This is a genomic window from Methylorubrum subtropicum (assembly GCF_038442325.1).
In the GTDB taxonomy this organism is placed as follows: Bacteria; Pseudomonadota; Alphaproteobacteria; order Rhizobiales; family Beijerinckiaceae; genus Methylobacterium; species Methylobacterium subtropicum.
Map to the genome: position 1 here is coordinate 36,491 of NZ_JBBXMW010000026.1, position 21,476 is coordinate 57,966.

Sequence of the window (21,476 nt, forward strand, 5' to 3'; positions counted from 1 at the left end):
GCCGCGCGAACGGTTCTATCGCGCCGCCCCCTTCAGTCGTCGTCCATCTCGGCCGCGAACTGGCGCGGGCGGACGTAGCGCAGCAGCATGCCGGTCCCCTCGGCGATCCCCGCCCAGCTTTCCCCTGGAAATTCGATCACCGCCAGCGCCGCCGTCGGGAATTTTTCGCGCAGGTCCCGGCGCAATTCCCGCTCGCCCGCGCCGACGAGGCGGAGCGCCGCATCGCCCATCCCCGGATTGTGGCCGATGACCATGAGCGTGCCGACCGCATCCGGCGCCGAGCGGATCGCGTCGAGGATGCGGTTCGACGGCGCCTCGTAGATCGAGGGCACGGTCTCCTCCCGCGTCCCGTCGAGGAACGAGCGCACGAGGCCCCAGGTCTCCTGTGTGCGCCGGGCCGGCGAGACCATGGCGAGGTCGGGCCGCAGGCCCTCGCGGGCGATGAAGTCGCCCATCAGCGGCGCGGCCTCGCGCCCGCGGGCGTTGAGCGGCCGGTCGATGTCGGCCATGCCTTGCGGATAGGCGGACTTGGCGTGGCGCAGGAGCAGAAGGCGGCGGGTCATTTGAAGCCCACCACGGCGTGCGGGACGTAAGGGGCTTCGAGCGCCGCGATCTCGTCGGCCGTCAGCGCGAGGTCGAGGGCCGCCACCGCGTCGTCGAGATGCTGAGGCTTCGAGGCGCCTATGATCGGCGCGGCGACCTCCGGCTTCTGGAGCACCCAGGCCAGCGCCACCTGCGCCCGCGACACGCCGCGCGCCTGCGCGATCGCGGCGACCGCCTCGACCACCTTGCGGTCGGCCTCCACGGTCGCGTCGTAGAGCCCCTTGCCGACGAGGTCGCTCTCCTGCCGGGCGCTGCCCGCGTCGAAGTCGCGGGTCAGGCGTCCGCGGGCGAGCGGGCTCCACGGGATCAGCGGGATGCCCTGGTCGGCGCAGAGCGGGATCATCTCGCGCTCCTCCTCGCGGTGGAGCAGGTTGAGGTGGTTCTGCATCGTGGCGAAACGGGTCCAGCCGTGACGGTCGGCGGTGTAGAGCGCCTTGGCGAACTGCCACGCGTACATCGACGAGGCGCCGATAGTGCGGGCCTTGCCGGCCTTCACGACGTCGTGGAGGGCCTCCAGCGTGACCTCGATCGGCGTGGCGTAGTCCCAGCGGTGGATCTGATAGAGATCGACGTAGTCGGTGCCGAGCCGCTTCAGCGAGGCGTCGATCGCCGAAAAGATCGCCTTGCGCGACAGGCCGCCGGCGTTCGGCCGGTCGGTGAGCGGGTAATAGACCTTGGTGGCGAGCACGATGTCGTCGCGATGCGCGAAATCCTTGAGCGCGCGGCCGACGATCTCTTCCGAGGTGCCGTCAGAATAGTAGTTGGCGGTGTCGAAGAAGTTGATGCCGAGGTCGAGCGCTCGGCGGATCAGCGGCCGGCTCTCCTCCTCGCGCATCGTCCAGGGATGGGGGCCGCGCTCGGGCACGCCGTAGGTCATGCAGCCGAGGCAGAGGGGCGAGACGTCGAGGCCGGTGCGGCCGAGTTTTTTCGTCTTCATGGGGAAGCACCGCGCTGGATGAGCGACGCGCCCTTAACTGGGGCAGCGGGCGCGATCGTCACCGCGTTCCGGCTCTGCGTCGAGGTTATGACGCGCCCGTGACGGCCAAGGTGCTCGGAAGGTGCTTGCAAAAAGATTGCGCGCAATTCACGAGGGAGCACGCGCTCCCTGGCGCGATTCCAATCCGAGGGGACACTGAAGACCATGAGCCGAACCCGCGCGCTGCTCGGCGGCCTCGCCGCGACCGCCTGCCTGATGACCGCTGTGCAGGCGGACGAGACCGATCCGGCGGCCATCGTCGCCGGGCAGTTCGCGGCCGGCGGCAACCACACGGGCGTGCGCGCCAGCGGCGCCAAGGGCGTCTGCCTCAAGGGCAGCTTCGTGCCGGCTTCCGGTGCCGCCGCGCTCTCCAAGGCGCCGCATTTCGCGAAAGAGGTGCCGGTGACCGCCCGCTTCTCCATGGGCGGCAGCAACCCCAAGATTTCGGACAAGGCCAAGCCCGTCACCCGCGGCCTCTCGGTGCGGATGAGCGCGGACGCGGGCGACATGGTGTTCGTGACGATCTCGGCGCCGGTCTTCTCGACCAAGACCCCGGCCCAGCTGCTCGAATTCGTGCAGGTTCGCGCCCCGGGCCCCGACGGCAAGCCGGATGCCGAGAAGGTCAAGGCGTTCTCCGCCGCCAACCCCGAGACGACGCGCCAGGCGGCATGGCTCAACGCCCGTCCGGTGCCGGCGAGCTACGCGGGCGTCGATTACTGGGCGGTCCACGCCTACACGCTGACCAACGCCAAGGGCGAGACCAAGACCGCCCGGCTGAAGTTCGTGTCCACCGACAAGGCGGGTCTGACCGATGACGAGGCCAAGGCCAAGCCCGACAATTTCTACGCCGACGAGCTGAAGGAGCGCCTCGCCAAGGGCCCGGCCAAGTTCGACCTCGTGGCGATTTTGGCCGAGTCCGGCGATACGACGAGCGATCCGACGGTGGCGTGGCCGGAGGAGCAGCGCAAGGCCGAGACGCTCGGCACGCTCTCGATCACGGGAATCGAGCCCGACGCCACCTGCGACGCCCGCACCTTCGACCCGGTGGTGGACCTGCCCGAGGGCGTGGCCGGCCCGTCCGACGACCCAATGTTCGCCATCCGCTCGCCGGCCTACGCGGTGTCGGTCTCGCGCCGGGCGAATTGAGCCGGTGCCGCGCGGGGGTTTTTATCCGCCCCCGCGCGGTCTCAGCGGCGTGCCCTCGTAGAGCGCGGCCAGTTCACCCTCGAAGCCGAAGGACGGCAGGGCGAGCCGGCCGTCGAATCCTGATACGATCTCGGTCCGCCAACCTTCGACGGTGCGGATCGAAACCTCGACCTCGGGCCGCTCCTGCTCGACGATCAGCACGGCCTCGCAGGTGGCGTGCGCCCGGTAGAGGTCGCGCTTGATGTCGATCCAGCGCCGGCCCGCCTCGGCGACGGTCTCGCGGTCGGTGCCGGAGACGATCTCGGCCAGCAGATAGGCGCGACCGACGAAACGCTGGCCCGCTTCGTAATCGGCATCGATGACGGCGACATCGGGCTCCGGCCGGTAGCGATCGTCCGATCCGAGTTCGATGCCCGGCCGCTGGCAGGCGAGACGCGACGGATCGTGCGGCTCCAGCGCGTCGTTGAGCAGGCGCTCGAGGTTGCTGGCGATCCGGTTATGGGCCAGCGAGGCCGGCGCCATCATGACGGGGCGCCCCGCCACCAGCTCCCAGCGCTCGCGGTCCGGCCGCTCCGCCTGGAAGCGGCGGAAGGCGCGTGCGGACATCGTTTGGATGTCGCGGTCGGCGACGGCGAGCGACATGGCGGCCTCCTCCCGGTCACGATCCCCTCGTCAGAATGCCATGAGGACGCTTTCGGCTCCAAGGGGGCGGCTCAGCCGCCCCTGCCCTCCCGCCGCATCATGAAGGCCAGCTTCTCGAACAGGCTGACGTCCTGCTCGTTCTTGAGCAGCGCCCCGTGCAGCGGCGGGATGAGCTTGCGGCCGTCGCGCTCGCGCAGGGTCTCGGGCGACACGTCCTCGGCCACCAGCAGCTTGAGCCAGTCGAGCAGTTCCGAGGTCGAGGGCTTCTTCTTGAGGCCCGGCACCTCGCGGGTCTCCAGAAACACCCGCAGGGCCTCCTCGACGAGGCGGTGCTTGATGCCCGGATAATGCACCTCGACGATGGCCTGCAGCGTCTCGGCATCGGGGAACTTGATGTAGTGGAAGAAGCAGCGCCGCAGGAACGCGTCCGGCAGCTCCTTCTCGTTGTTCGAGGTGATGATCACGATCGGGCGGACATTCGCCTTCACGGTCTGCCCGGTCTCGTAGACGTGGAACTCCATCCGGTCGAGTTCAGTCAGGAGGTCGTTGGGGAACTCGATGTCGGCCTTGTCGATCTCGTCGATCAGCAGCACCGGCCGCTCGGGAGCGGCGAACGCCTCCCATAGCTTGCCGCGGCGGATGTAGTTGCCGATGTCCGACACCCGCGGGTCACCGAGCTGCGAGTCGCGCAGGCGCGAGACCGCGTCGTACTCGTAGAGCCCCTGCTGCGCCTTGGTCGTCGACTTGACGTTCCACGTCAGCAGCGGCGCGCTCAAGCCCTTGGCGATCTCCTCCGCCAGCACGGTCTTGCCGGTGCCGGGCTCGCCCTTCACCAGCAGCGGGCGCTCCAGCACGATCGCGGCGTTGACCGCGGTCGTGAGATCGGGCGGTGCGACGTAGCTGTCGGTTCCGGAAAATCGCATGGCGGCTCGCGTCGGGAAAAAGAGGATTGACCCGGACTAACCCGGTGCGAAGCGGCTCGGCAACCGGATGAGGCGAAGCCATTGCGGGTCACCGGCCGCCGGGCCACACTTCGGCCGAGCAACGGAGGCGATCGATGGACAGGTCTGCCCGAGATCAGGATAAGGATCGCACCCCTCCGGCTGATGAGGGATTGGCGCGGTTCGAGGTCGAGGGGCTGGACGCCGACCGCGCCCTCCTGCGCGCGCTTGCACGGCGGCTGGCCGAGCCCGGAGACGGCGCTGCCGCGTTGCGCAAGGCCGTCGCGTCGGCCGTCGAGGGTACCAAAGGCGTCGAGAGCGCTCAGAACGTTCCGCCCAAGCGCGGCGGCGTTCTCGCAGCGTTGCGCAACTCGCCGCTTGTCGGCGCCGATCTCGACCTGAGGAAAACCCGCCATCCCGGCCGCGATGTCGATCCGTGAGCGGCTACCTTCTCGATACGAACATCGTCAGCAATCTCGTCAGGCCGGTCCCCTCCGCGCCTCTGCTCGACTGGATCGCGGCCCAGGAAGACGCGACACTCTTCATCGCCGCCGTGACGCTCGGGGAAATTCGCCGCGGCATTCTTCAGATGCCGGTGGTGCAAAAGCGGACGCGACTGGACGATTGGTTCTCAGGGAATAAGGGACCGGCGGCCACCTTCGCCGACCGCATCTGCCCGTTCGATCAGGAGGCGGCGCTGATCTGGGCGGTGCTGATGGCCGAAGGCCGAGCGATCGGCCGACCACGCGATGCGATCGATATGATGATCGCAGCCATCGCTCAGGTTCGCGGATTTGTCATCGTCACCGACAACGAGCGGGATTTCGCCGGCCTCGGCTTCATCAATCCCCTGCGGCAGGGCACCGAAGCGCCGTAGGCGCCGCCCCCGATCAATTGTCGAGCTTCTTGTCGTACCAGACGCATTTCTTGACGAGTTCGGCGAGGTTGTACTCGCGGCTGGTCGATTCGACGAGCTTGCGGTCGATGGCGATGTTGACCTGCTTGATGTCGGTGCTGAACAGGCTCATCGGCGAGGCGAAGTAGCAGAACTGCTTGGTCGGGGTGGTGCCGGTGCCCTCGAAGTTCCAGCCGGTGACGATGTCGCCGGTGAGGTAGGGCGTGCTCTTGAACACCGTGTAGGTGGTCCGCACCGGGGCGGAGCCCTCCGGCTGCTTGGCGGCGGCCGCCGCCTGGACCGCGGCGAGCGGCGAGGCGGCGGGCGCGGGCGGCTGCTCCAGCTTCAGCACGTTGTCGGTGAGCGTCACCTCGCCCTTGGTCTTGAGCGTCACCTCGGACAAAGCCGCCTGCATCGCACCCGCGATCTTCTCGGCGGCCGAGTCGAACTGGTTCATGTAGGCGTAGCCGTAGGACGCCGCGCCGACTCCGATCCCGGCCAGCGCCAGGAAGATGCCCGCGCCGCTCGCCCGAAGCAGGAACGCACGGGCGAAGGCCATGCGGGCTTCCGCGCGCAGTCGGCCGTTCACGTTCTGCGCCAGCACGATGTTCTCGTGCGTGCCGTCGGTCAGGATACTCATCGGGCGGGACTCGTCGGACTCAGGCCGTCGCCGGCACGGGGGCGGGCGGGGCCGGCGGCACGGTCGGCGCCGTGCGGCGGTCGAGCGGGATCACCGAGCCCTCCCGCGAAGCGGGCCGCAGCGGATTGCTCGCCATCTCCTGGCGCACGGTCTCGGCGACCGAGGCGAGCAGGTACGGCGCGGCCTCCGCGCTGACGGCGGCGCCGAGGTCGTCCTCGTCCATGAAGGTCCGGCGCACCGAGACCGCCGAGAGCGCCAGGATCGTCGAGGCGAAGGCGGCGCAGAGCGCGGGGACGAACACGAAGATGCGCAGGAAAGCGTGGACCTGCGCGTCGCTCACCTCGATCGGATCGACCCCGTAGACCATGGCGGTGAAGGAGTGGAGCTGCGAGCGGTTGACCGCGTTGCGGTAGGCCTGCTCGGCGTCCGCCACCTTGCGGTCGGCCGCGCCCCGGTCGAGCAGACTGCGGGCCTTGCGCGCCTCCTCCAACTCCTTGACGACGGCGCCGCGGTCGGTGCCGGCCTTGGACACCGCGGCGTTGAGCGTCGCGGTGCGCGGGTCGGTGACGCATTTGAGGTTCGAGTAGCGCACGCCCCGGCTGTTGGTGCCGTAGACGCGCTCGCAGCGCTGCGCCGGGAGCCCTGCGAGCTGCGAGGCGTTCTCCGCCGAGCGCTTCTCGATCTGCTCCAGTTCGTTGGCGTATTGCTCGACGCGGGCGTTGGCGGCCGCGATCCGCGTGTCGATGCTGTCGCGGTCGGCCTGGGCGTCCTTGAGGGCGGTCTTGGCCTTGGCCGCGTCCATCAGGCGGGGATGGAACATCATCTCGCCGAGCTGCGACACCGACTTCGTCGTCACGCCCGCGGCGAAGACGATGCCGATGATCGCCAGCCCCCGCACGAACCACGAGCGCTGGGTGCGGGCCAGAATGCCGAGCGGCACGCGGCACAGCTCGACAGCGGCGTAGACCAGCGGGGCCAGCAGCATGAAGTAGAACGCGCGGTTGTCGCCGTCGCTGTAATAATCCGCGAACAGCCACGCGCCCGCGAGCGAGGCGCCGATCACCATGAACTCGACGAGATAGGCGATCGAGACGTAGCCCCACTTGATGCGGTAGCCGCGCTCGACGTCGCGCTCGTGCTTCCAGCGGCTCCGGTCGAGCGCCCATTCGCGCCGCTCGCGCGCCACATCCCGGTTCGGCGGCTTCCTGAACATCGATCTCGACGGGCCTCTGCGGGGCGGCGAACCGGCCATTCCCTAACATCGCGTTACTCAAGCGTAAGCGTGCATTGTGCCGAAGTTGTGCCGGCCGGCGCGATCATCGGTGGACGGCGGGGTGCCGAATGCCGCAGCGCGAAATTCTTCACGTGTTGGTGCGCGCGCAGGATGAAAGCGGTTGCCCCCGCGTGGACCCGCCGCCCATGATGGCGGCGGACTCAATCCCAAGCCCCCGCTCCCCACCGACAGGCATGCGCCCCTCCCGATGACCGCACCCGTGCAGGCCGCCACTCAGATCGCCGCCGAAGCCGGGGCGCATGCGGGCGGCTACAAGGAGGCGATCCTGTTCCTCGTCACCGCGGGCGTGGTGGTGCCGCTGTTCCACCGCCTGCGGGTGAGCCCGGTGCTCGGCTTCATCGGCGCGGGGGCGCTGCTCGGGCCGTTCGGCCTCGGGCGCTTGGCCGAGACCCATCCCTGGCTCGGCCTCGTCACCATCGGCAGCCGCTCGGAGATCGCGCATCTTGCCGAATTCGGCGTCATCTTCCTGATGTTCATGATCGGGGTCGAGCTGTCCTGGGAACGCCTGCGGGTTCTGCGCCGCCTCGTGTTCGGCCTCGGCTCGATCCAGGTGATCGCGTCCGCCGCCATCATCGCGGCGATCCTCGTGGCGCTCGACCAGCCGGTGGCGGGCGCGGTGCTGGTCGGGCTCGGCCTCGCTCTGTCCTCGACCGCGGTGGTGCTCCCCGTTCTGGCGGAGCAGAAGCGGCTCGGCACGCCCGCGGGCCGCACCAGCTTCGCGGTGCTGCTGTTCCAGGATCTCGCGGTGGCGCCGATCCTGTTCGCCATCGCCGTGCTCGGCCGCAACGACGGCGGCAATCTCGGCGCGGCGCTCGCCCTCGCGCTCGGTCAGGCGGCGGTGGCGCTCGTCCTCATCGTGGTGGCCGGCCGCGTGGCGCTGCGCCCGCTGTTCCATCTCGTGGCGCTGACCCGCTCGCCCGAGCTGTTCATGGCGGCCTGCCTCCTCGTCATCGTGGCGACCGCGTTGGTGGCCGCCGCGAGCGGCCTGTCGATGACGCTCGGCGCGTTCGTGGCCGGCCTGCTGCTCGCCGAGACCGAATACCGCCGCGCCATCGAGGCGACGATCGACCCGTTCAAGGGCCTGCTGCTCGGAGTGTTCTTCGTCTCGGTCGGGATGAGCCTCGATCCGGCGCAACTGCTCGCCGCGCCCGGCGCGATCCTCGGCCTCGCGATCGGCCTCCTCGTCATCAAGGGCGCGGTTCTGTGGGCGGGGGCCCGCTTCATGGGCATCCCCCGTCCGGTCGCCCTGGAGACGGCGCTGCTGATCGGCCCCGGCGGCGAGTTCGCCTTCGTGCTGATCGGCGGGGCGATGATCGCCGGGCTGGTGCCGGAGCCGGTCGGCGCCGCCGCCCTGATCGTCACCACCGTGACCATGATCGCGATTCCGGCGCTCGCCGTGCTCGGCCGCCGCGTCGGCCGGCGCGTGTCGGGGGCGCAGCTCGGCCGGGCGCGGGCCGAGCCGGTGCCGGAGGCGGTGCAGAACCGGGTGATCGTGGCGGGCTACGGCCGGGTCGGGCGGCTCGTCGGCGAGATGCTCAAGCGCCACGACATCCCCTATCTCGCGCTCGACGCCGACCCAGCCCGCGTCGCCGAGCAGCGGCGGCTCGGCAGCCCGGTCTATTTCGGCGATTCGGCCAACACCGAGATGCTGCGCCGCTGCGACATCGCCTCGGCGCGCGCCCTCGTCGTCACCCTCGACAACCCGAGCGCGGTCGAGGCGGTGGTGCAGGCCGCCCGCGCCGAGCGGCCGGACCTCACCGTTGTGGCCCGCGCCCGCGACGCGCGCCACGCCACCCAGCTCTACGAGATGGGCGTGACCGACGCGGTGCCGGAGACGATCGAGGCCTCGCTCCAGCTCTCCGAGGCGGTGCTCGTCGATGTCGGCGTGCCGATGGGCCACGTCATCGCCTCGATCCACGAGCGCCGCGACGAGTTCCGCGCCATGCTCAAGCGCAAGGAGGCCGACCAGCGCCCGGCCTTCCGCGCCCGCCGCACCGTCGGCAAGGGGGGCGGGGTCGCCGCCGAGCCGCGCGACCCGCCCAAGGAGAGCCGGCCGGCGAGCCGCAGCGCCTGAGCCCGATTTGCCGCCGGCTCCACTTGCCGATATGGGGCGGTCCCGGCCGGACGAGGGCGACGCCGTAGGGCGCGCCGTCCGGGCCGTCCCCACGCCCGTCTCGTCCTCGCGTGCAGAGCTGTCATGGAATGAAAGACGCGGGCTTCAAGACGATCGCGATGACGCCTTTCGCGCGTCTCAACCGGATCAACAAGGCGCTGCACCGGCATCTCATCGCCACCGAGACGCTCAAGGAGCCGTTCTCGCACGAGCTTCTGCTGGCGATGGACAACAACAGCGACGCCACGATCGCGGACATCACCCACTTCTTCCAGCAGAACAACCTGATCGCGCTGGCCCTGCTCGCCGCCGACCGCATCTTCCTGCGCCAGTCCCGGCTCAAGCGCCTGCCCTCGCCGAGCTTCATCGAGCGCCAGCTGCGCCGCTACGAGAGCCTGGGCCTGTTCGCCTGGGCCGAGCGGCAGGCGCTCTCCTGCGCCGAGACGCTGGCGAACGCCGACCTCTACGCCCTGAAGGCCCGGCTGGCGGTGGACCGGGGCGCCTACGACGAGGCGCTCGCGCTCGCCGACCGTTGCGCCGAGGCCAAGGCGTGGCCGCAGCTCGAGGCTCGGATCAGGGCGGAGCGCGAGCTGCTCGCGAGCCCGCAGGCGGGGAGCGGGCGGCGCTACGCCGTGAAGGTGGTGAACCTGCCGCAGGACTACGCCCGCCGCGATATGTGCATGGCGGCGATGAAGCGGGTCGGGCTGGCGTTCGAGTTCGCCAAGGCGATCCGCGTCGACGAGATCCCGGCCTCCGACCAGCCCCTGTTCACCCGGCCGGTCACCCGCATGGAGGACGGCACCTTCGGCAACCAGCTCACGCAGTACCGCATCTGGCGGCAGACGGCGGAGGGGGAGCCGGAGCTGACCCTGGTGTTCGAGGACGACACCACGGCCACCATGGCGATGGAGCCGTTCCTGCGCCATGCGCCCCTGCCGGCGGATGCCGACATCATCTTCTGCAACGACCGGCTCTGCGGTGACGCCGACCGCCTGACCGTCGAGCCGATCGGCACCGCCCTGGCCGAACTCAGCCGGCGCCTTCCCAACCTGCGGGCGCCGGGCTCGGACGCCTACATCCTGACGCGCTCGGGCGCCGAGAAGCTCTCGGCCATCGCGCGGACCGAGAAGTTCCACAGCATCGGGACCGACTGGTACATCCTGTCCCACAGCATCGATGCCAGTGCCGTCGCCGGGCTGAACCCGGATTCGATCCTGGCGAAGGAGCTGACCCAGCGCCACGCCGCGCCGGTCCATTCGGACATCGTCCTGAACGGCTACATCACGAGCCGGCCGCTCTCGGCCAACCGCCCGCTGGGGGTCGCGCGGCTCAACCGGGTGTGACGGCCCGCTCCGGAAACGCCTGCTCCGTCAGCCGCTCGCGGAACGCCGCGTCGTCCTTGGCCACTGCCGCGATGTCCCGCGTCACGTATTCGGCGAACCGGGCCGCGTCGAAGGGCGGCAGCGGCAGGTCGAGGGCGCGGGCGAGGTCGTCGTGGATGCTCTGCGGCGCGTGGGTCACCACCGGCGAACTCGGGATCGACGAGCCGTTGCGGTCCTTGCAGCGATGGATCGCCCGCACGTTCCCGGCGACCGCGAAGCGGCAGCGCTGCCCGAGATGGGGCGTGTAGAAGCTCGACACGTTGCGCCGCGGGATCATCGCGAACCGCCCCGGCATCTCGGCCAGGAGTTCGGTGCTGTAGATCGCCGAGCCCTCGACGAAGACCACCATCTCGGCCCGCGCCATCGCCCGGCACTGGTCGGCGATGCTCCGGGTCTCGGGGCGGAGGGATTCGAACCCGAATTCCGCGAGCACGTCGGCGAAGTAGCGCTCGCCGAGCAGCGTGCCCTTCCACAGGATATGATGGCGCCCGAGGAACAGGCGCCGCGGCGTCGGCGCGCTCTCGTCCGCGGCAAGGATCGGCTTCGACACCTCCCGCAGGATGTCCCGGTACCAGTCCGCGGCGCCGACTTTGAGACGCGAGCCGGGCTCGGGGATGTCGAGCTCGGCGATCCGCGTCGGCTGCCGGACGATGGTGCAGCGCTCGACCGGAACGCCGAACAGGCCGAGGATGTCGCGCAGGTAGCCGGGAATCCGGACCGAGGTCAGCATCTCCGGGCGCCGGTCGAAGCACATCGCGACGAAGACGACGTGATCGTGGAGGCTCGGGTCGAACGCCCACAGCCGGTGGATCGATTCCGTCGTGACGTGGCCGAAATGGTCGTAGAGGAAGCCGGCATAGAGCGAGCGGCCCGGCAGAAGCTCGGTCACGTCCGCCTCGTCCACCGCCTGGGGCACGTCGATCGGATCGCCGTCGCGGCGGATGCGCCCGAACGGGAAGTCCGGGCCGGTGAAGCCGCCGTAGAAGATGTCCCGCCGGACCGTGTAGGGCGCCAGGACCACGCCGTCGTGGCGGCTGATTCTGGGGTTCATCGTCCGTCTCCGTCTGCTGCCGCGCTGCGCGGGCCCGCTGCCGCGGGCCGGACGGCGGCCCGCCTCGTGCGGGGGCGCCGCCGCGCCGGGCGCTGATAGCACCGGCCCGGGCGCGCGTCGAAGGCGGGCCCGGCGGGACGCTTCGGAGGCCGTCCTATCGGGACGGGCGGGCGTCCGGTCCCCGGTCGGTCCAGTCCGGCGGCAGGCCCAGGGAATCGCCGATGATGCCGTCGATGCCGGGCGCGCGGCCGAAGCGGTCGCAATCGGGATCGAGGGGGGCCTCGCCGAGCGTCGTGATGCGGATGCGGTCGTAGGTCGGGATCTGCAACTCGCCCCGGAACGGGTCCTTGGTGGTGGCGAGGTAGGAGCCGAAATCCTGGCCGAACTCGCCCGCGAGGTCGTAGGCGTCGGAGGCCGCCGAGAAGCGGGCGGAGTTGGTGAAGGCGTTGGCCGCCCCGCCCCAGATCATCGCGGCGCGCTGGCGTCGGCGCGCGTCGATCGCCTCCGCCTCGATGGTCAGGCTGCCGAGCCCGAGCGGCACCCGCGGCACCGGCACCTTGCCGACCGTGTTGGCGAAGCCCACGCCGACCTGCCCCGCGATCGAGATCGCCGTGGACGCCGCGATGGTGGCGCCCGCCGCCGGCACGTTGGTGAGGTCGATGCGGGTGACCGCCGAGCGCACCGTCAGGTCGGCGGGGCCGGCGGAGACGATGTCGTAGCGCAGCGACAGGTCGTAGCAGAGCGCCCGGTCGGCGGCGTTGGCGATCAGCCGCCGCTCCACGGCGTTCAGGCCGGGGCCGGAGACGGCCTCCGTGAACACGGTGGGCACGATCCGCACGGTGCGGACCGTCTGCGGCAGGGTCGGATCGATGAACAGCTTGGACTCGGAGGCGACCGCGTCGCTCGTCACGAACTGGTCGGCGCGCGTCAGCGTGCGCCCGTCGGTGAGCACCACGTCGCCGCAGCCGGCGAGCACGCCGAGCGAGCCGGCCAGGGCCAGCCCGAGGCGCGCCGCCCGGATCGAGGAGCGGGAGAATTGCGACCGCAGCAGCATCAGTCTCTTTCGCGGAGGAACGGGGCCGGCGCGGTGATGCGCCGTCCCGCCGGGGCGGAAAGGGTTGTGTCGTCTCGGACGGGAAGCCTAGCCGTAAGGGGCCCGAGCCGGAAGGACGCCGCGCCGCTGCGGGCCTCCGGCGGGGGCGTATCCGCCGCCCTGTGACCGTTCGGCAACGATGTTTCGGCTGGTCGCTTTCAGCGACCGCCCGGTTTCATGCTTGGGCCTCAGGCGCCGGCGGCCGCGTCCGCGGCCTTAGGCTTCTCGCTCCGCTGGATGCCTCGGCTGGTAGCCGAGGCCGCTGCGCGGGGCGCTCTTCGCGCACGGCCATACGGATGGGTCGTTTCCGGTCGTATGGCATTGCAACCGAACCGCCCGTCCCGCGCTTGTTTCCGCCGATGCGTCCCGCCCAGATCGTCCCCCTCGTCGTCGCCACCGCCCTGTTCATGGAGAACACCGATTCCACGGTGATCGCCACGGCGCTGCCGGCCATCGCGGCGAGCCTGAACGAGGACCCGATCGCGCTGAAGCTCGCGCTCACCGCCTACCTCGTGAGTCTCGCGATCTTCATCCCCGTCTCGGGCTGGGCCGCCGACCGCTACGGCGCCCGCAACGTGTTCCGGGCCGCGCTCTGCGTGTTCATGGCGGGCTCGCTCGCCTGCGCGGCGTCGAGTTCGCTTCTCGGCTTCGTGGCCGCCCGCTTCGTGCAAGGGATCGGCGGGGCCATGATGGTGCCGGTCGGGCGGCTCGTGATCCTGCGCAGCGTCCCGAAATCCGAACTCGTCGGGGCGCTGGCCTATCTGACGATTCCCGCCCTGATCGGCCCGATCCTTGGGCCGCCGCTCGGCGGCTTCATCACCACCTACGCGGACTGGCGCTGGATCTTCTTCATCAACATTCCCATCGGCTTGGTCGGGATCGTGCTGGCTACGATGTATATCGGCGACATTCGGGAAGAGGAGCGCCCGCCGCTGGACGTCGCCGGCTTCCTGCTCTCGGGCTCGGGGCTCGCCCTGATGATGCTCGGCTTCGCCTCGACCGGGCGTCATCTCCTGCCCGACGGCGTGTCCTGGGGCTGCATGGGCGCGGGCGCGGTGCTGATGGCGCTCTACCTGCGCCACGCCCGGCGCACCGAGCATCCGCTGATCCGCCTCGATCTCCTGCGCACCCCGACCTTCCGCGCCGCGGTCACGGGCGGCAGCCTTTTCCGTATCGGCACGGGGGCGATTCCCTTCCTGCTGCCGCTGATGCTGCAGATCGGCTTCGGGCTCGATCCGCTGCATTCGGGGCTGATCACCTTCGCGGCCGCCGCGGGTGCGCTGCTAATCAAGATCGTCGGCCCGCGCATCCTGCGCGCTCACGGCTTCCGCCGCGTCATGGTGACGAACGCGCTGATCGCCTCCGCCTTTCTCGCCATCAACGGGCTGTTCACGGCGCAGACCCCGCACTGGATCATCATCTCGGTTCTGCTGCTCGGCGGCTGCGTGCGCTCGCTTCAGTTCACCTGCGTCAACGCCATCGCTTATGCCGACCTCGAATCGCGGGAGATGAGCGCGGCGACCAGCCTCGCCAGCGTGGCGCAGCAGCTCTCGCTCAGTCTCGGCGTCTCCATCGGGGCGCTGGCGCTGGAGGGCGCCGCATCCTTGCACGGCCATTCGGACATCCGCACGGAGGATTTTTCGCTGGCCTTCCTGGCGGTGGCGATCATCTCGGCGGGCTCGTTCTTCGTGTTCCGCCGCCTCGCGCCGGATGCCGGCGCCGAGGTGTCGGGGCAGCGCCGGGTGCGCGGCGTCGAGGCCGGGCCCGGCGCGGTGCCGCGGCCCGGCGACGGCTCGGTTTCGACGTTGCAGCCGCTCACGCCGCCGCCCGGGCTGGGGCCCGGCCGCCCGCGCGCTTAGCCGGGGCTTTCTTCACAGGCGCTTTGGCCCGCGCCGGCTCCGAGCCACCGCCCGAACGTCCAAAGAATCCCTGCCAGCTCCAGGCGCCGGGGCCGGTCATGGCGTACATCAGGAAGGCGCCGGCCAGCCCGAGATCGGCCAGGAAGAAGGTCCGCTCGGTCACGGCGCTGCCGCCGACGAACTGCCAGAACGGATGCAGCAGCGCGGCCATCGCCGCCACGAAGCCGGCCATGGCGAGGCCGGTGATGCGCGGCATCATGCCGAGGATCAGGGCGAGCGGGCCGAACACCTGCACGACCACGGCGGCTGTGGCGACCGCGTTCGGGGCCGGGCAGCCCGCGCCCGCGAGCGTCAGCGCGAAGCCCGAGACGTTGAGCGCCCGCGCGATGCCGGTCGGCAGGAGCGCCGCGGCCATGAGGAGGCGGGCGGCGAGGAGGACGCCGTTCTGGGCAGAACCGAACAAGGGGAACGCTCCGGGACAGGAAGGAAGTCCCGCAAACGGTGTCGGCTCAGGCTGAATCGCCGGTTAAGCCGATCGGACCATCAACCGGAAATCCCTGCCCGGTACAGGCGTCCGCGCTCGGTCCAGGCGACGACGACGAGGGCGAGCGCGCCCAGACCCGCATAGCCGACCGCTACCGGCATCACCGTGCCGTCGAAGGCGCGCCCGATCAGCCAGCCGCAAAACGCGCCGAGCATCGTCGTGTAGAAGCCGAGGAACGACGAGGCGGTACCCGCGATGGCGCCGAGCGGCTGCAGCGCCAGCGCGTTGAAGTTCGGCATGACGAAGCTGATCAGGAACTGGTTGAGCGCCAGCACCGCCAGAAACAGCCCGATCGGCGGCTGACCGCGGAAGGCCAGCCCGATCCCGACCTGCACCAGCCCGACCGCGGTGAAGGCGGTGAGGCCGGCATGCGACAGCGTCCGCATTCCGAGCCGCCGGACGATGCGGGAATTGACCAGCGTCGCCGCGCCCATGGCGCCCGCCACCAGCCCGAAGGCGACGGGGAACAGGCTGCCGAGATGGTAGAGCCCGGTGTCGAACACCTGCTGGGCCGAGCCGACATAGCCCATGATGCAGCCGGTCATCAGCCCGAGCCCCGTGGCGTAGCCGATGGCGACGCGGGTGCGCAGCACCGTGCCGAGCGCCTGCATCGTCGCCGAGACCGACAGCGGGCGGCGGAACTCCGGGTGCAGCGTCTCCGGCATGCGCGCGGCGAACCACAGGGCGAGGATGCCGCCCAACGCCAGCATCGAGACGAACACGTAGATCCACGAGCCGAGCAGCAGCATCGTCGCGCCGATGGCGGGGCCCAGCATCGGGATGATCAGAAAAACCATCATGATGAGCGACATCACGCTCGCCATCTCGCGTCCTGAGAAGCGGTCGCGCACGATCGCGGTCGAGAGCACCCGGCCGCCGGCCGCGCCGATGCCCTGGATGATGCGAGAGGCCAAGAGCCACTCGAAGCTCGGCGCCACCATCGCCAGCCCGCAGCCCGCGGCGTAGATCGCGAGGCTCGCGAGTAGCACCTTGCGCCGCCCGAGCGCGTCCGAGACCGGCCCGTAGACGATCTGCGCCAGCCCGAAGCCGATCATGTAGACGTAGACGAGAAGCTGGAGGCTGTTGGCGTCCTCCACGGCAAACCGCTGCTGGATCAGCGGAAATGCCGGCAGCAGGTTATCGATCGACATGGCGGTGACCGCCATCATCAGCGCGACGATGCCGACGAACTCGGCAAATCCCGGCCCGACCCAGGGCGGCCCGGCGGACGTCGCGCTGCCGGGAGCGGGCCGGGGGGATGATGTCACGTCGGATGCCTTGAGGCGCTTAGAGCCGGGCCGCTTGTGCGGACGGGGGCCCGGCGAGGTCGGTGCGGAAAGGCACCGCGCGCCGGGTTCGTTCCCGGATGGGCGATCCGTTTCGTAGGGTTCCGATCGACCGACCCGGCGCCCGCGCATCCCCTCTCCCCGCTGTGCGGGGAGAGGGTCGCGACGACCTCGTCGTCGGCGCGACGTGGCGGCAGCCGAGGTGTGAGGGGGCGGTTCCGGAAGAGCTCCTTCCGTCGAGTCCCCCTCACCACCGCTCCGCTTCCTTTAGGGACGACAAGGTCCCTAAAGGCCTCTCCCCGCGTGCGGGGAGAGGGGGGGCGCCATACCTTTACTTCTTCCCCGCGGCCTTGCCCGAGCTATCCTTCGCGGGCGCCGGCGCGTCCTTCGCCGCAGCGTCCTTGTCCTCGCCGGCATCGTCCGGCCCGAGCGCGGCGCTCAGCTTGTCGTAGTTCTGCGTCACCAGGGCGATGTTGCCCTCCGGCGGCTTGCCGCCCGGCTCGCCCGCGGCGATGGCGCCCTTCAGCTCCTTGACCGCCGCCGCCTTGTCCTTGGCCGGCAGGGACTTGTCGGCCTCGACCGCCGCGAGCTGCTTTTTCAGCAGCGGCGTGATGCCGACATAGCTCTTGGTCTGCGGGTCGATCCCCTCCAGCACCGCGTCGATGCTCTCGCTGGTGTCCTGGAACTCGTCGAGGCTCGCGAACCCGTTGCGCTTCACGATGGCCTCGGCCTCTTCCTGCGCCTTGGCCTCTGCCTTCGGATCGGGCTTGTCGGGGGAGCCGGCGTCGATCTTGGCGAGTTCGGGCTGGGCCGCCAGCACGCCGTCGATCTTGGCCTGGGTCAACGCGACGGGCTTCGCGGCCTCCGCGGCCTTCTCCGCCGGGGCGGCCTTCTGGTTCGCGTCCGCCGTCTCGGCGAGCGCGGGGGCGGTCGCGAGGGGAGCGGCGAAGCCCGCTCCGATGAGCGAGGCGGCCAGCCAGATGCGCGCGGATGTCGTCATGTCGTCTGCCTTCAGCTGTGGGGGCTTTTCCGGGAACCGAGGGCCGCCTGCGGCGACCGCGGGCCGGTTGCGGCTCCGGGAAAGCCGTGGAATCATCTCGGTGGGTCGCGGCGAAACCGTGATCGCCGTTCCGTGGCGGCCCTCGCTGAGACCCCCGAAACGTCCGGAGCCCGGAACCGTTGCACGCCGGCCCCCTCCTCTCCGTTCTCGTTTTCGCGATCCTGCTGGCGCCTGCGCAGGCGGCCCCGGTCGATTACGCCAAGCGGGCGGCGGCGCTGATCGAGCCCTACCGCGAGTCCGGGCTGATGAGCGGCACGATCCTCGTGGCCAAGGACGGCAAGCCGGTGTTTCGCCAGGCCTATGGGCTGGCCAACCGCGAGTGGAACGCGAAGAACACCCTCGACACCCACTTCCGCATCGGCTCGCTGACGAAGCAGTTCACGGCGGCCGCGATCCTCCAACTCGTGGAGGCGGGCAAGCTGTCGCTCGACGATCCCGTCGGCCGCTTCTACCCGGAGGCGCCGAAAGCGTGGGAGGGCGTGCGGGTGCGCCATCTCCTCAACCACACCTCGGGCATCATCAACTACACGGCGCTCCCCGAGTACCTGCCGTCGATCTCGCGGATCGAGCGGCCGGCGCGGGCGCTGGTCGAGCTGGTGACCGCCGAGCCGCTGCTGTTCACCCCCGGCGAGCGGGTGGAATACAGCAATACCAACTACTTGCTGCTGGGGCTCGCCATCGAGTTCGCCTCCGGTGAGCCCTATGCGCGCTACCTCTCCGAGCACATCTTCGCGCCGCTGAACCTCAAGGACACCGGCTACGACGACGCCACCGCGATCCTGCCGCGCCGCGCCGCGGGCTATCGCTTCGGGCAAGGGCAGTGGCGCAACGCGGCGCCGATGGCCTCCTCGGTCGCCTACGCGGCGGGCGGGCTCTACTCCACCGTCGATGACCTGCTGGCCTGGGACGAGGCGCTGTTCTCCGGGAAGGTGATCTCCGAGGCGTCGCGCCAAAAAATGTTCGACGACGGCGGGCGGGGCTACGGCTTCGGCTGGTATGTCGGCACCGCGCATGGGCGGACGCTGTGGTCGCATGGCGGTGCGGTCTCGGGCTTTTTGGCCATGACCGACTACTACCCGGGCGAGCGGCTGGCCGTGATCGTGCTGGCCAACAACGAGAACGCCCCGGCGCAGAAGATGGCCCGCGAGTTGGCCGCGCTCTGGTTCGGGTTCATCGAGACGCCGGACCCGATCGTACTCGAAGACATGATCCTCGATCGCTACGCCGGCACCTACAGATTGGGCCCCGGCTTCTTCCTCGAAGTCCGCCGCGACGGCGGGCGGCTGATGGTCCAGGGCACCGGCCAGCCGGCCAACGCGTTCGTGCCGGAAAGCGACCGCACCTTCTTCTCCCGCGTGGTCGACGCCCGCATCACGATCGACACCGAGCCCGACGGGCGCCCGAACGGGCTGGTGCTGCACCAGAACGGCCGCGACCGGATCGCCCCGCGCATCGACCCGGCGGAGGCCGCCCGGATTCTCGCCGAGCCGCGCCGCCCTCCGGTGGAGGTCACGCTCGATCCGGCCCGCCTGAGCCCGCATGTCGGCCGCTACAGCCTCGCGCCGGGCCTCGTCCTGACGGTCGGGCTGGAGAACGGTCGGCTCTGGGCGCAAGCGACGGGCGAGCCGCGCCACGTCCTCTATCCGGAAGACGAGCGCGCGTTCTTCATGAAGGGGCAGGATGCGCAGATCACCTTCGAGAATGATGGCGCCGGCCGCACCACCGGCCTCGTCCTGCACCGGGGCGGGCTCGACACGCCCTGCCCCCGCATCCCCGAGAGCCGCCCACCCCCCGGCCGTGATGCCGTACGGGGCAAACCGGAGTCCGGCGGCGCCGCCCGGTCCTCCGGGGTCGTCAAGCGCGGTGATCGGGACTAAATGAAGGGCGAGCCGGCGCGCGGGCAAGTCTGGAACGGTTCCGCTTAGATCTGCGAAACCTCAAGTCCTGCCGTGTCTTGCCGCGCTGCAACAGCGGTTTGGCCTAAAGTCCACCTTGATCCGCCGGGCCGATCGGCCTTCTCTCCCGCGGAACGCCGAACACGGCCAACCAACAATGTGATGGAGGAATCGCGATGAGCAAGCCGGAGTTCCTAGCCGACGCCAAGACGAAGTCGCCCTTCTCGGCCCGCTACGACAACTTCATCGGCGGCCAGTGGGTGGCCCCGGCCAGCGGTCGCTACTTCGAGAACACCTCGCCGATCACCGGCAAGGTGATCTGCGAGGTCGCCCGCTCGGACGCGCAGGACATCGAGAAGGCGCTCGACGCCGCGCACGCCGCCAAGGACGCCTGGGGCCGCACCTCGCCCGCCGAGCGCGCCCGCATCCTCAACAAGATCGCCGACCGGATGGAGGACAACCTCGATCTGATCGCGCTGGCCGAGACCTGGGACAACGGCAAGCCGATCCGCGAGACGACGCACGCCGACATCCCGCTCGCCATCGACCACTGGCGCTACTTCGCCAGCTGCGTCCGGGCGCAGGAAGGCGCGATCTCCGAGATCGACCACGACACGGTCGCCTACCACTTCCACGAGCCGCTCGGCGTCGTCGGACAGATCATCCCGTGGAATTTTCCGATTTTGATGGCGGTGTGGAAGCTGGCGCCGGCGCTCGCCGCCGGCAACTGCGTCGTCCTGAAGCCCGCCGAGCAGACTCCGGCCTCGATCCTCGTGGTGCTGGAACTGATCGGCGACCTGCTGCCGCCGGGCGTCATCAACGTCGTCAACGGCTTCGGCCTGGAGGCCGGCAAGCCGCTGGCCTCGAACCCGCGCATCGCCAAGATCGCCTTCACCGGTGAGACGACCACGGGTCGCCTCATCATGCAGTACGCCTCGCAGAACCTGATCCCGGTCACGCTGGAGCTGGGCGGCAAGTCGCCGAACATCTTCTTCGGTGATGTCGCCAACGAGGACGACGACTTCTTCGACAAGGCCCTCGAAGGCTTCACGATGTTCGCCCTCAACCAGGGCGAGGTCTGCACCTGCCCGAGCCGCGCGCTCGTGCACGAGTCGATCTACGAGCGCTTCATCGAGCGCGCCATCAAGCGCGTCGAGGCGATCACGCAAGGGAGCCCCCTCGACCCGGCGACCATGATCGGCGCCCAGGCCTCCTCGGAGCAGCTGGAGAAGATCCTCAGCTACGTCGATATCGGCAAGCAGGAAGGCGCGGAGTGCCTCACCGGCGGCGCCCGCGGCAACCGCGACGGCGAGCTGTCTGAGGGCTTCTACATGCAGCCGACGGTGTTCAAGGGCCACAACAAGATGCGGATCTTCCAGGAGGAGATCTTCGGGCCCGTGCTGTCGGTGACCACCTTCAAGGACGACGAGGAGGCGCTCTCCATCGCCAACGACACGCTCTACGGCCTCGGTGCCGGCGTCTGGACCCGCGACGGCACCCGCGCCTACCGCTTCGGCCGCGCCATCCAGGCCGGCCGCGTCTGGACGAACTGCTACCACGCCTACCCGGCCCACGCGGCCTTCGGCGGCTACAAGCAGTCCGGCATCGGCCGCGAGACCCACAAGATGATGCTCGACCACTACCAGCAGACCAAGAACATGCTGGTCAGCTATTCGGCGAAGAAGCTCGGCTTCTTCTAAGAGCGTCCAACAGTCCCGAGACCCCCTCCAGCCCCGGCCGCAAGGCCGGGGTTTTTTGTTCTTTTGTTTGTTGCGAGCGGGTGCCGCCGGGAAAACCCTTTCCCCTCCGCGGATGCGGGGCGGGAGAGGGGACGGCGGTTCCGGAGATAGCTGGACGACCGCGGCCAAGCGGAAGCGTGGCTCCCCTCTCCCGACCCTCGCTTACGCGAGGCCCACCCTCCCCCGCAGAGCAGGGCTATCGCATTTGGGTGATGAGGTCGGCGAGGAAGTCGTCGTCCCATCCGGCCAGTTGCCGCTTGGTGTGCAAGGAGCCCTTAGCGGTGTCCTGGCGCAGGATGGCGAGGGCCAGGCGGCGC

General features: G+C 70.0%; 19 protein-coding genes. 8 read left to right on the plus strand and 11 right to left on the minus strand.

Going from position 1 to position 21,476, the window contains the following annotated elements:
- Nucleotides 1-32 precede the first annotated feature (32 nt).
- Complete coding sequence (locus AAHG03_RS24140) at nucleotides 33-563, minus strand: SixA phosphatase family protein (protein ID WP_342153828.1); 531 nt, start codon at nucleotides 561-563, stop codon at nucleotides 33-35.
- The gene (locus AAHG03_RS24145) at nucleotides 560-1,540 is read right to left on the minus strand and encodes an aldo/keto reductase (RefSeq protein ID WP_342153830.1); all 981 of its coding nucleotides are present in this window, start codon (nucleotides 1,538-1,540) and stop codon (nucleotides 560-562) included. The genes AAHG03_RS24140 and AAHG03_RS24145 overlap by 4 nt, the downstream gene beginning before the upstream one ends.
- 204 nt (nucleotides 1,541-1,744) lie before the next feature.
- Here AAHG03_RS24145 and AAHG03_RS24150 point away from each other — a divergent pair, with 204 nt between their 5' ends.
- Nucleotides 1,745-2,725, plus strand: a complete 981-nt coding sequence (locus tag AAHG03_RS24150) for a catalase family peroxidase (protein ID WP_342153832.1) — start codon at nucleotides 1,745-1,747, stop codon at nucleotides 2,723-2,725.
- 21 nt (nucleotides 2,726-2,746) lie between these two features.
- Here AAHG03_RS24150 and AAHG03_RS24155 read toward each other — a convergent pair whose 3' ends face one another.
- Complete coding sequence (locus AAHG03_RS24155) at nucleotides 2,747-3,367, minus strand: Uma2 family endonuclease (protein WP_342153834.1); 621 nt, start codon at nucleotides 3,365-3,367, stop codon at nucleotides 2,747-2,749.
- 71 nt (nucleotides 3,368-3,438) lie between these two features.
- Nucleotides 3,439-4,290 carry an AAA family ATPase gene (locus AAHG03_RS24160; RefSeq protein ID WP_342153836.1) on the minus strand — a complete coding sequence of 284 codons (852 nt, stop codon included), beginning with the start codon at nucleotides 4,288-4,290 and terminating at the stop codon, nucleotides 3,439-3,441.
- 134 nt (nucleotides 4,291-4,424) lie between these two features.
- Here AAHG03_RS24160 and AAHG03_RS24165 point away from each other — a divergent pair, with 134 nt between their 5' ends.
- A complete protein-coding gene (locus tag AAHG03_RS24165) occupies nucleotides 4,425-4,748 on the plus strand; it encodes a hypothetical protein (RefSeq protein ID WP_342153838.1) in 324 nt (107 codons plus the stop codon).
- Nucleotides 4,745-5,185 (plus strand): type II toxin-antitoxin system VapC family toxin, encoded by a 441-nt coding sequence (locus AAHG03_RS24170; RefSeq protein ID WP_342153840.1) that lies wholly within the window; start codon nucleotides 4,745-4,747, stop codon nucleotides 5,183-5,185. Before AAHG03_RS24165 ends, AAHG03_RS24170 begins: the two co-directional genes overlap by 4 nt.
- 13 nt (nucleotides 5,186-5,198) lie before the next feature.
- Here the strand turns inward: AAHG03_RS24170 and AAHG03_RS24175 are convergent, their stop codons facing one another.
- Both AAHG03_RS24175 and AAHG03_RS24180 read right to left on the minus strand, forming a co-directional pair.
- The gene (locus tag AAHG03_RS24175) at nucleotides 5,199-5,843 is read right to left on the minus strand and encodes a hypothetical protein (RefSeq protein ID WP_342153842.1); all 645 of its coding nucleotides are present in this window, start codon (nucleotides 5,841-5,843) and stop codon (nucleotides 5,199-5,201) included.
- Nucleotides 5,844-5,862: 19 nt separating this feature from the next.
- Entirely contained in the window at nucleotides 5,863-7,056 is a 1,194-nt protein-coding gene (locus AAHG03_RS24180; protein WP_342153843.1) for an ATPase, read from the minus strand.
- Nucleotides 7,057-7,324: 268 nt separating this feature from the next.
- On the opposite strand from AAHG03_RS24180, the gene AAHG03_RS24185 reads away from it, so the two are divergent.
- A complete protein-coding gene (locus AAHG03_RS24185; RefSeq protein WP_342153845.1) occupies nucleotides 7,325-9,211 on the plus strand; it encodes a cation:proton antiporter domain-containing protein in 1,887 nt (628 codons plus the stop codon).
- A 158-nt stretch (nucleotides 9,212-9,369) separates the two neighbouring features.
- Nucleotides 9,370-10,593 carry a hypothetical protein gene (locus AAHG03_RS24190; RefSeq protein ID WP_342153847.1) on the plus strand — a complete coding sequence of 408 codons (1,224 nt, stop codon included), beginning with the start codon at nucleotides 9,370-9,372 and terminating at the stop codon, nucleotides 10,591-10,593.
- On the opposite strand, the gene AAHG03_RS24195 is transcribed toward AAHG03_RS24190, so the two are convergent.
- Together AAHG03_RS24195 and AAHG03_RS24200 are read right to left on the minus strand one after the other, a co-directional pair.
- A complete protein-coding gene (locus AAHG03_RS24195; RefSeq protein ID WP_342153849.1) occupies nucleotides 10,580-11,683 on the minus strand; it encodes a glycosyltransferase family 61 protein in 1,104 nt (367 codons plus the stop codon). The two genes, AAHG03_RS24190 and AAHG03_RS24195, sit on opposite strands and share 14 nt — an antisense overlap.
- Before the next feature lie 154 nt (nucleotides 11,684-11,837).
- Complete coding sequence (locus AAHG03_RS24200) at nucleotides 11,838-12,737, minus strand: DUF3313 domain-containing protein (RefSeq protein ID WP_342153851.1); 900 nt, start codon at nucleotides 12,735-12,737, stop codon at nucleotides 11,838-11,840.
- A gap of 398 nt (nucleotides 12,738-13,135) precedes the next feature.
- Here AAHG03_RS24200 and AAHG03_RS24205 point away from each other — a divergent pair, with 398 nt between their 5' ends.
- Nucleotides 13,136-14,635: an MFS transporter gene (locus tag AAHG03_RS24205; RefSeq protein ID WP_342153853.1), complete on the plus strand. Its 1,500-nt coding sequence runs from the start codon at nucleotides 13,136-13,138 to the stop codon at nucleotides 14,633-14,635.
- Here AAHG03_RS24205 and AAHG03_RS24210 read toward each other — a convergent pair.
- From AAHG03_RS24210 to AAHG03_RS24220, 3 genes are all read right to left on the minus strand, one after another.
- Entirely contained in the window at nucleotides 14,592-15,098 is a 507-nt protein-coding gene (locus AAHG03_RS24210) for a DoxX family protein (protein WP_342153855.1), read from the minus strand. The two genes, AAHG03_RS24205 and AAHG03_RS24210, sit on opposite strands and share 44 nt — an antisense overlap.
- A gap of 80 nt (nucleotides 15,099-15,178) precedes the next feature.
- Nucleotides 15,179-16,345 carry a multidrug effflux MFS transporter gene (locus AAHG03_RS24215; protein ID WP_342153862.1) on the minus strand — a complete coding sequence of 389 codons (1,167 nt, stop codon included), beginning with the start codon at nucleotides 16,343-16,345 and terminating at the stop codon, nucleotides 15,179-15,181.
- A 451-nt stretch (nucleotides 16,346-16,796) separates the two neighbouring features.
- A complete protein-coding gene (locus AAHG03_RS24220; RefSeq protein WP_342153857.1) occupies nucleotides 16,797-17,465 on the minus strand; it encodes a hypothetical protein in 669 nt (222 codons plus the stop codon).
- 179 nt (nucleotides 17,466-17,644) lie between these two features.
- Here AAHG03_RS24220 and AAHG03_RS24225 point away from each other — a divergent pair, with 179 nt between their 5' ends.
- Both AAHG03_RS24225 and adh read left to right on the plus strand, forming a co-directional pair.
- The gene (locus tag AAHG03_RS24225; protein ID WP_342153858.1) at nucleotides 17,645-19,402 is read left to right on the plus strand and encodes a serine hydrolase; all 1,758 of its coding nucleotides are present in this window, start codon (nucleotides 17,645-17,647) and stop codon (nucleotides 19,400-19,402) included.
- Nucleotides 19,403-19,596: 194 nt separating this feature from the next.
- Complete coding sequence (adh, locus tag AAHG03_RS24230; protein ID WP_342153860.1) at nucleotides 19,597-21,120, plus strand: aldehyde dehydrogenase; 1,524 nt, start codon at nucleotides 19,597-19,599, stop codon at nucleotides 21,118-21,120.
- The last annotated feature ends 356 nt before the right edge of the window (nucleotides 21,121-21,476 follow it).

What these genes read in the sequence shown, in the direction of transcription:
- AAHG03_RS24140 (WP_342153828.1), bottom strand. Translation starts at nt 563, where the DNA reads ATGACCCGCCGCCTTCTGCTCCTGCGCCACGCCAAGTCCGCCTATCCG.
- AAHG03_RS24160 (WP_342153836.1), bottom strand. Translation starts at nt 4,290, where the DNA reads ATGCGATTTTCCGGAACCGACAGCTACGTCGCACCGCCCGATCTCACG.
- AAHG03_RS24215 (WP_342153862.1), bottom strand. Translation starts at nt 16,345, where the DNA reads ATGGCGGTCACCGCCATGTCGATCGATAACCTGCTGCCGGCATTTCCG.
- AAHG03_RS24180 (WP_342153843.1), bottom strand. Translation starts at nt 7,056, where the DNA reads ATGTTCAGGAAGCCGCCGAACCGGGATGTGGCGCGCGAGCGGCGCGAA.
- AAHG03_RS24185 (WP_342153845.1), top strand. Translation starts at nt 7,325, where the DNA reads ATGACCGCACCCGTGCAGGCCGCCACTCAGATCGCCGCCGAAGCCGGG.
- AAHG03_RS24195 (WP_342153849.1), bottom strand. Translation starts at nt 11,683, where the DNA reads ATGAACCCCAGAATCAGCCGCCACGACGGCGTGGTCCTGGCGCCCTAC.
- adh (WP_342153860.1), top strand. Translation starts at nt 19,597, where the DNA reads ATGAGCAAGCCGGAGTTCCTAGCCGACGCCAAGACGAAGTCGCCCTTC.
- AAHG03_RS24175 (WP_342153842.1), bottom strand. Translation starts at nt 5,843, where the DNA reads ATGAGTATCCTGACCGACGGCACGCACGAGAACATCGTGCTGGCGCAG.
- AAHG03_RS24200 (WP_342153851.1), bottom strand. Translation starts at nt 12,737, where the DNA reads ATGCTGCTGCGGTCGCAATTCTCCCGCTCCTCGATCCGGGCGGCGCGC.
- AAHG03_RS24165 (WP_342153838.1), top strand. Translation starts at nt 4,425, where the DNA reads ATGGACAGGTCTGCCCGAGATCAGGATAAGGATCGCACCCCTCCGGCT.
- AAHG03_RS24205 (WP_342153853.1), top strand. Translation starts at nt 13,136, where the DNA reads ATGCGTCCCGCCCAGATCGTCCCCCTCGTCGTCGCCACCGCCCTGTTC.
- AAHG03_RS24190 (WP_342153847.1), top strand. Translation starts at nt 9,370, where the DNA reads ATGACGCCTTTCGCGCGTCTCAACCGGATCAACAAGGCGCTGCACCGG.
- AAHG03_RS24150 (WP_342153832.1), top strand. Translation starts at nt 1,745, where the DNA reads ATGAGCCGAACCCGCGCGCTGCTCGGCGGCCTCGCCGCGACCGCCTGC.
- AAHG03_RS24155 (WP_342153834.1), bottom strand. Translation starts at nt 3,367, where the DNA reads ATGTCGCTCGCCGTCGCCGACCGCGACATCCAAACGATGTCCGCACGC.
- AAHG03_RS24220 (WP_342153857.1), bottom strand. Translation starts at nt 17,465, where the DNA reads ATGACGACATCCGCGCGCATCTGGCTGGCCGCCTCGCTCATCGGAGCG.
- AAHG03_RS24145 (WP_342153830.1), bottom strand. Translation starts at nt 1,540, where the DNA reads ATGAAGACGAAAAAACTCGGCCGCACCGGCCTCGACGTCTCGCCCCTC.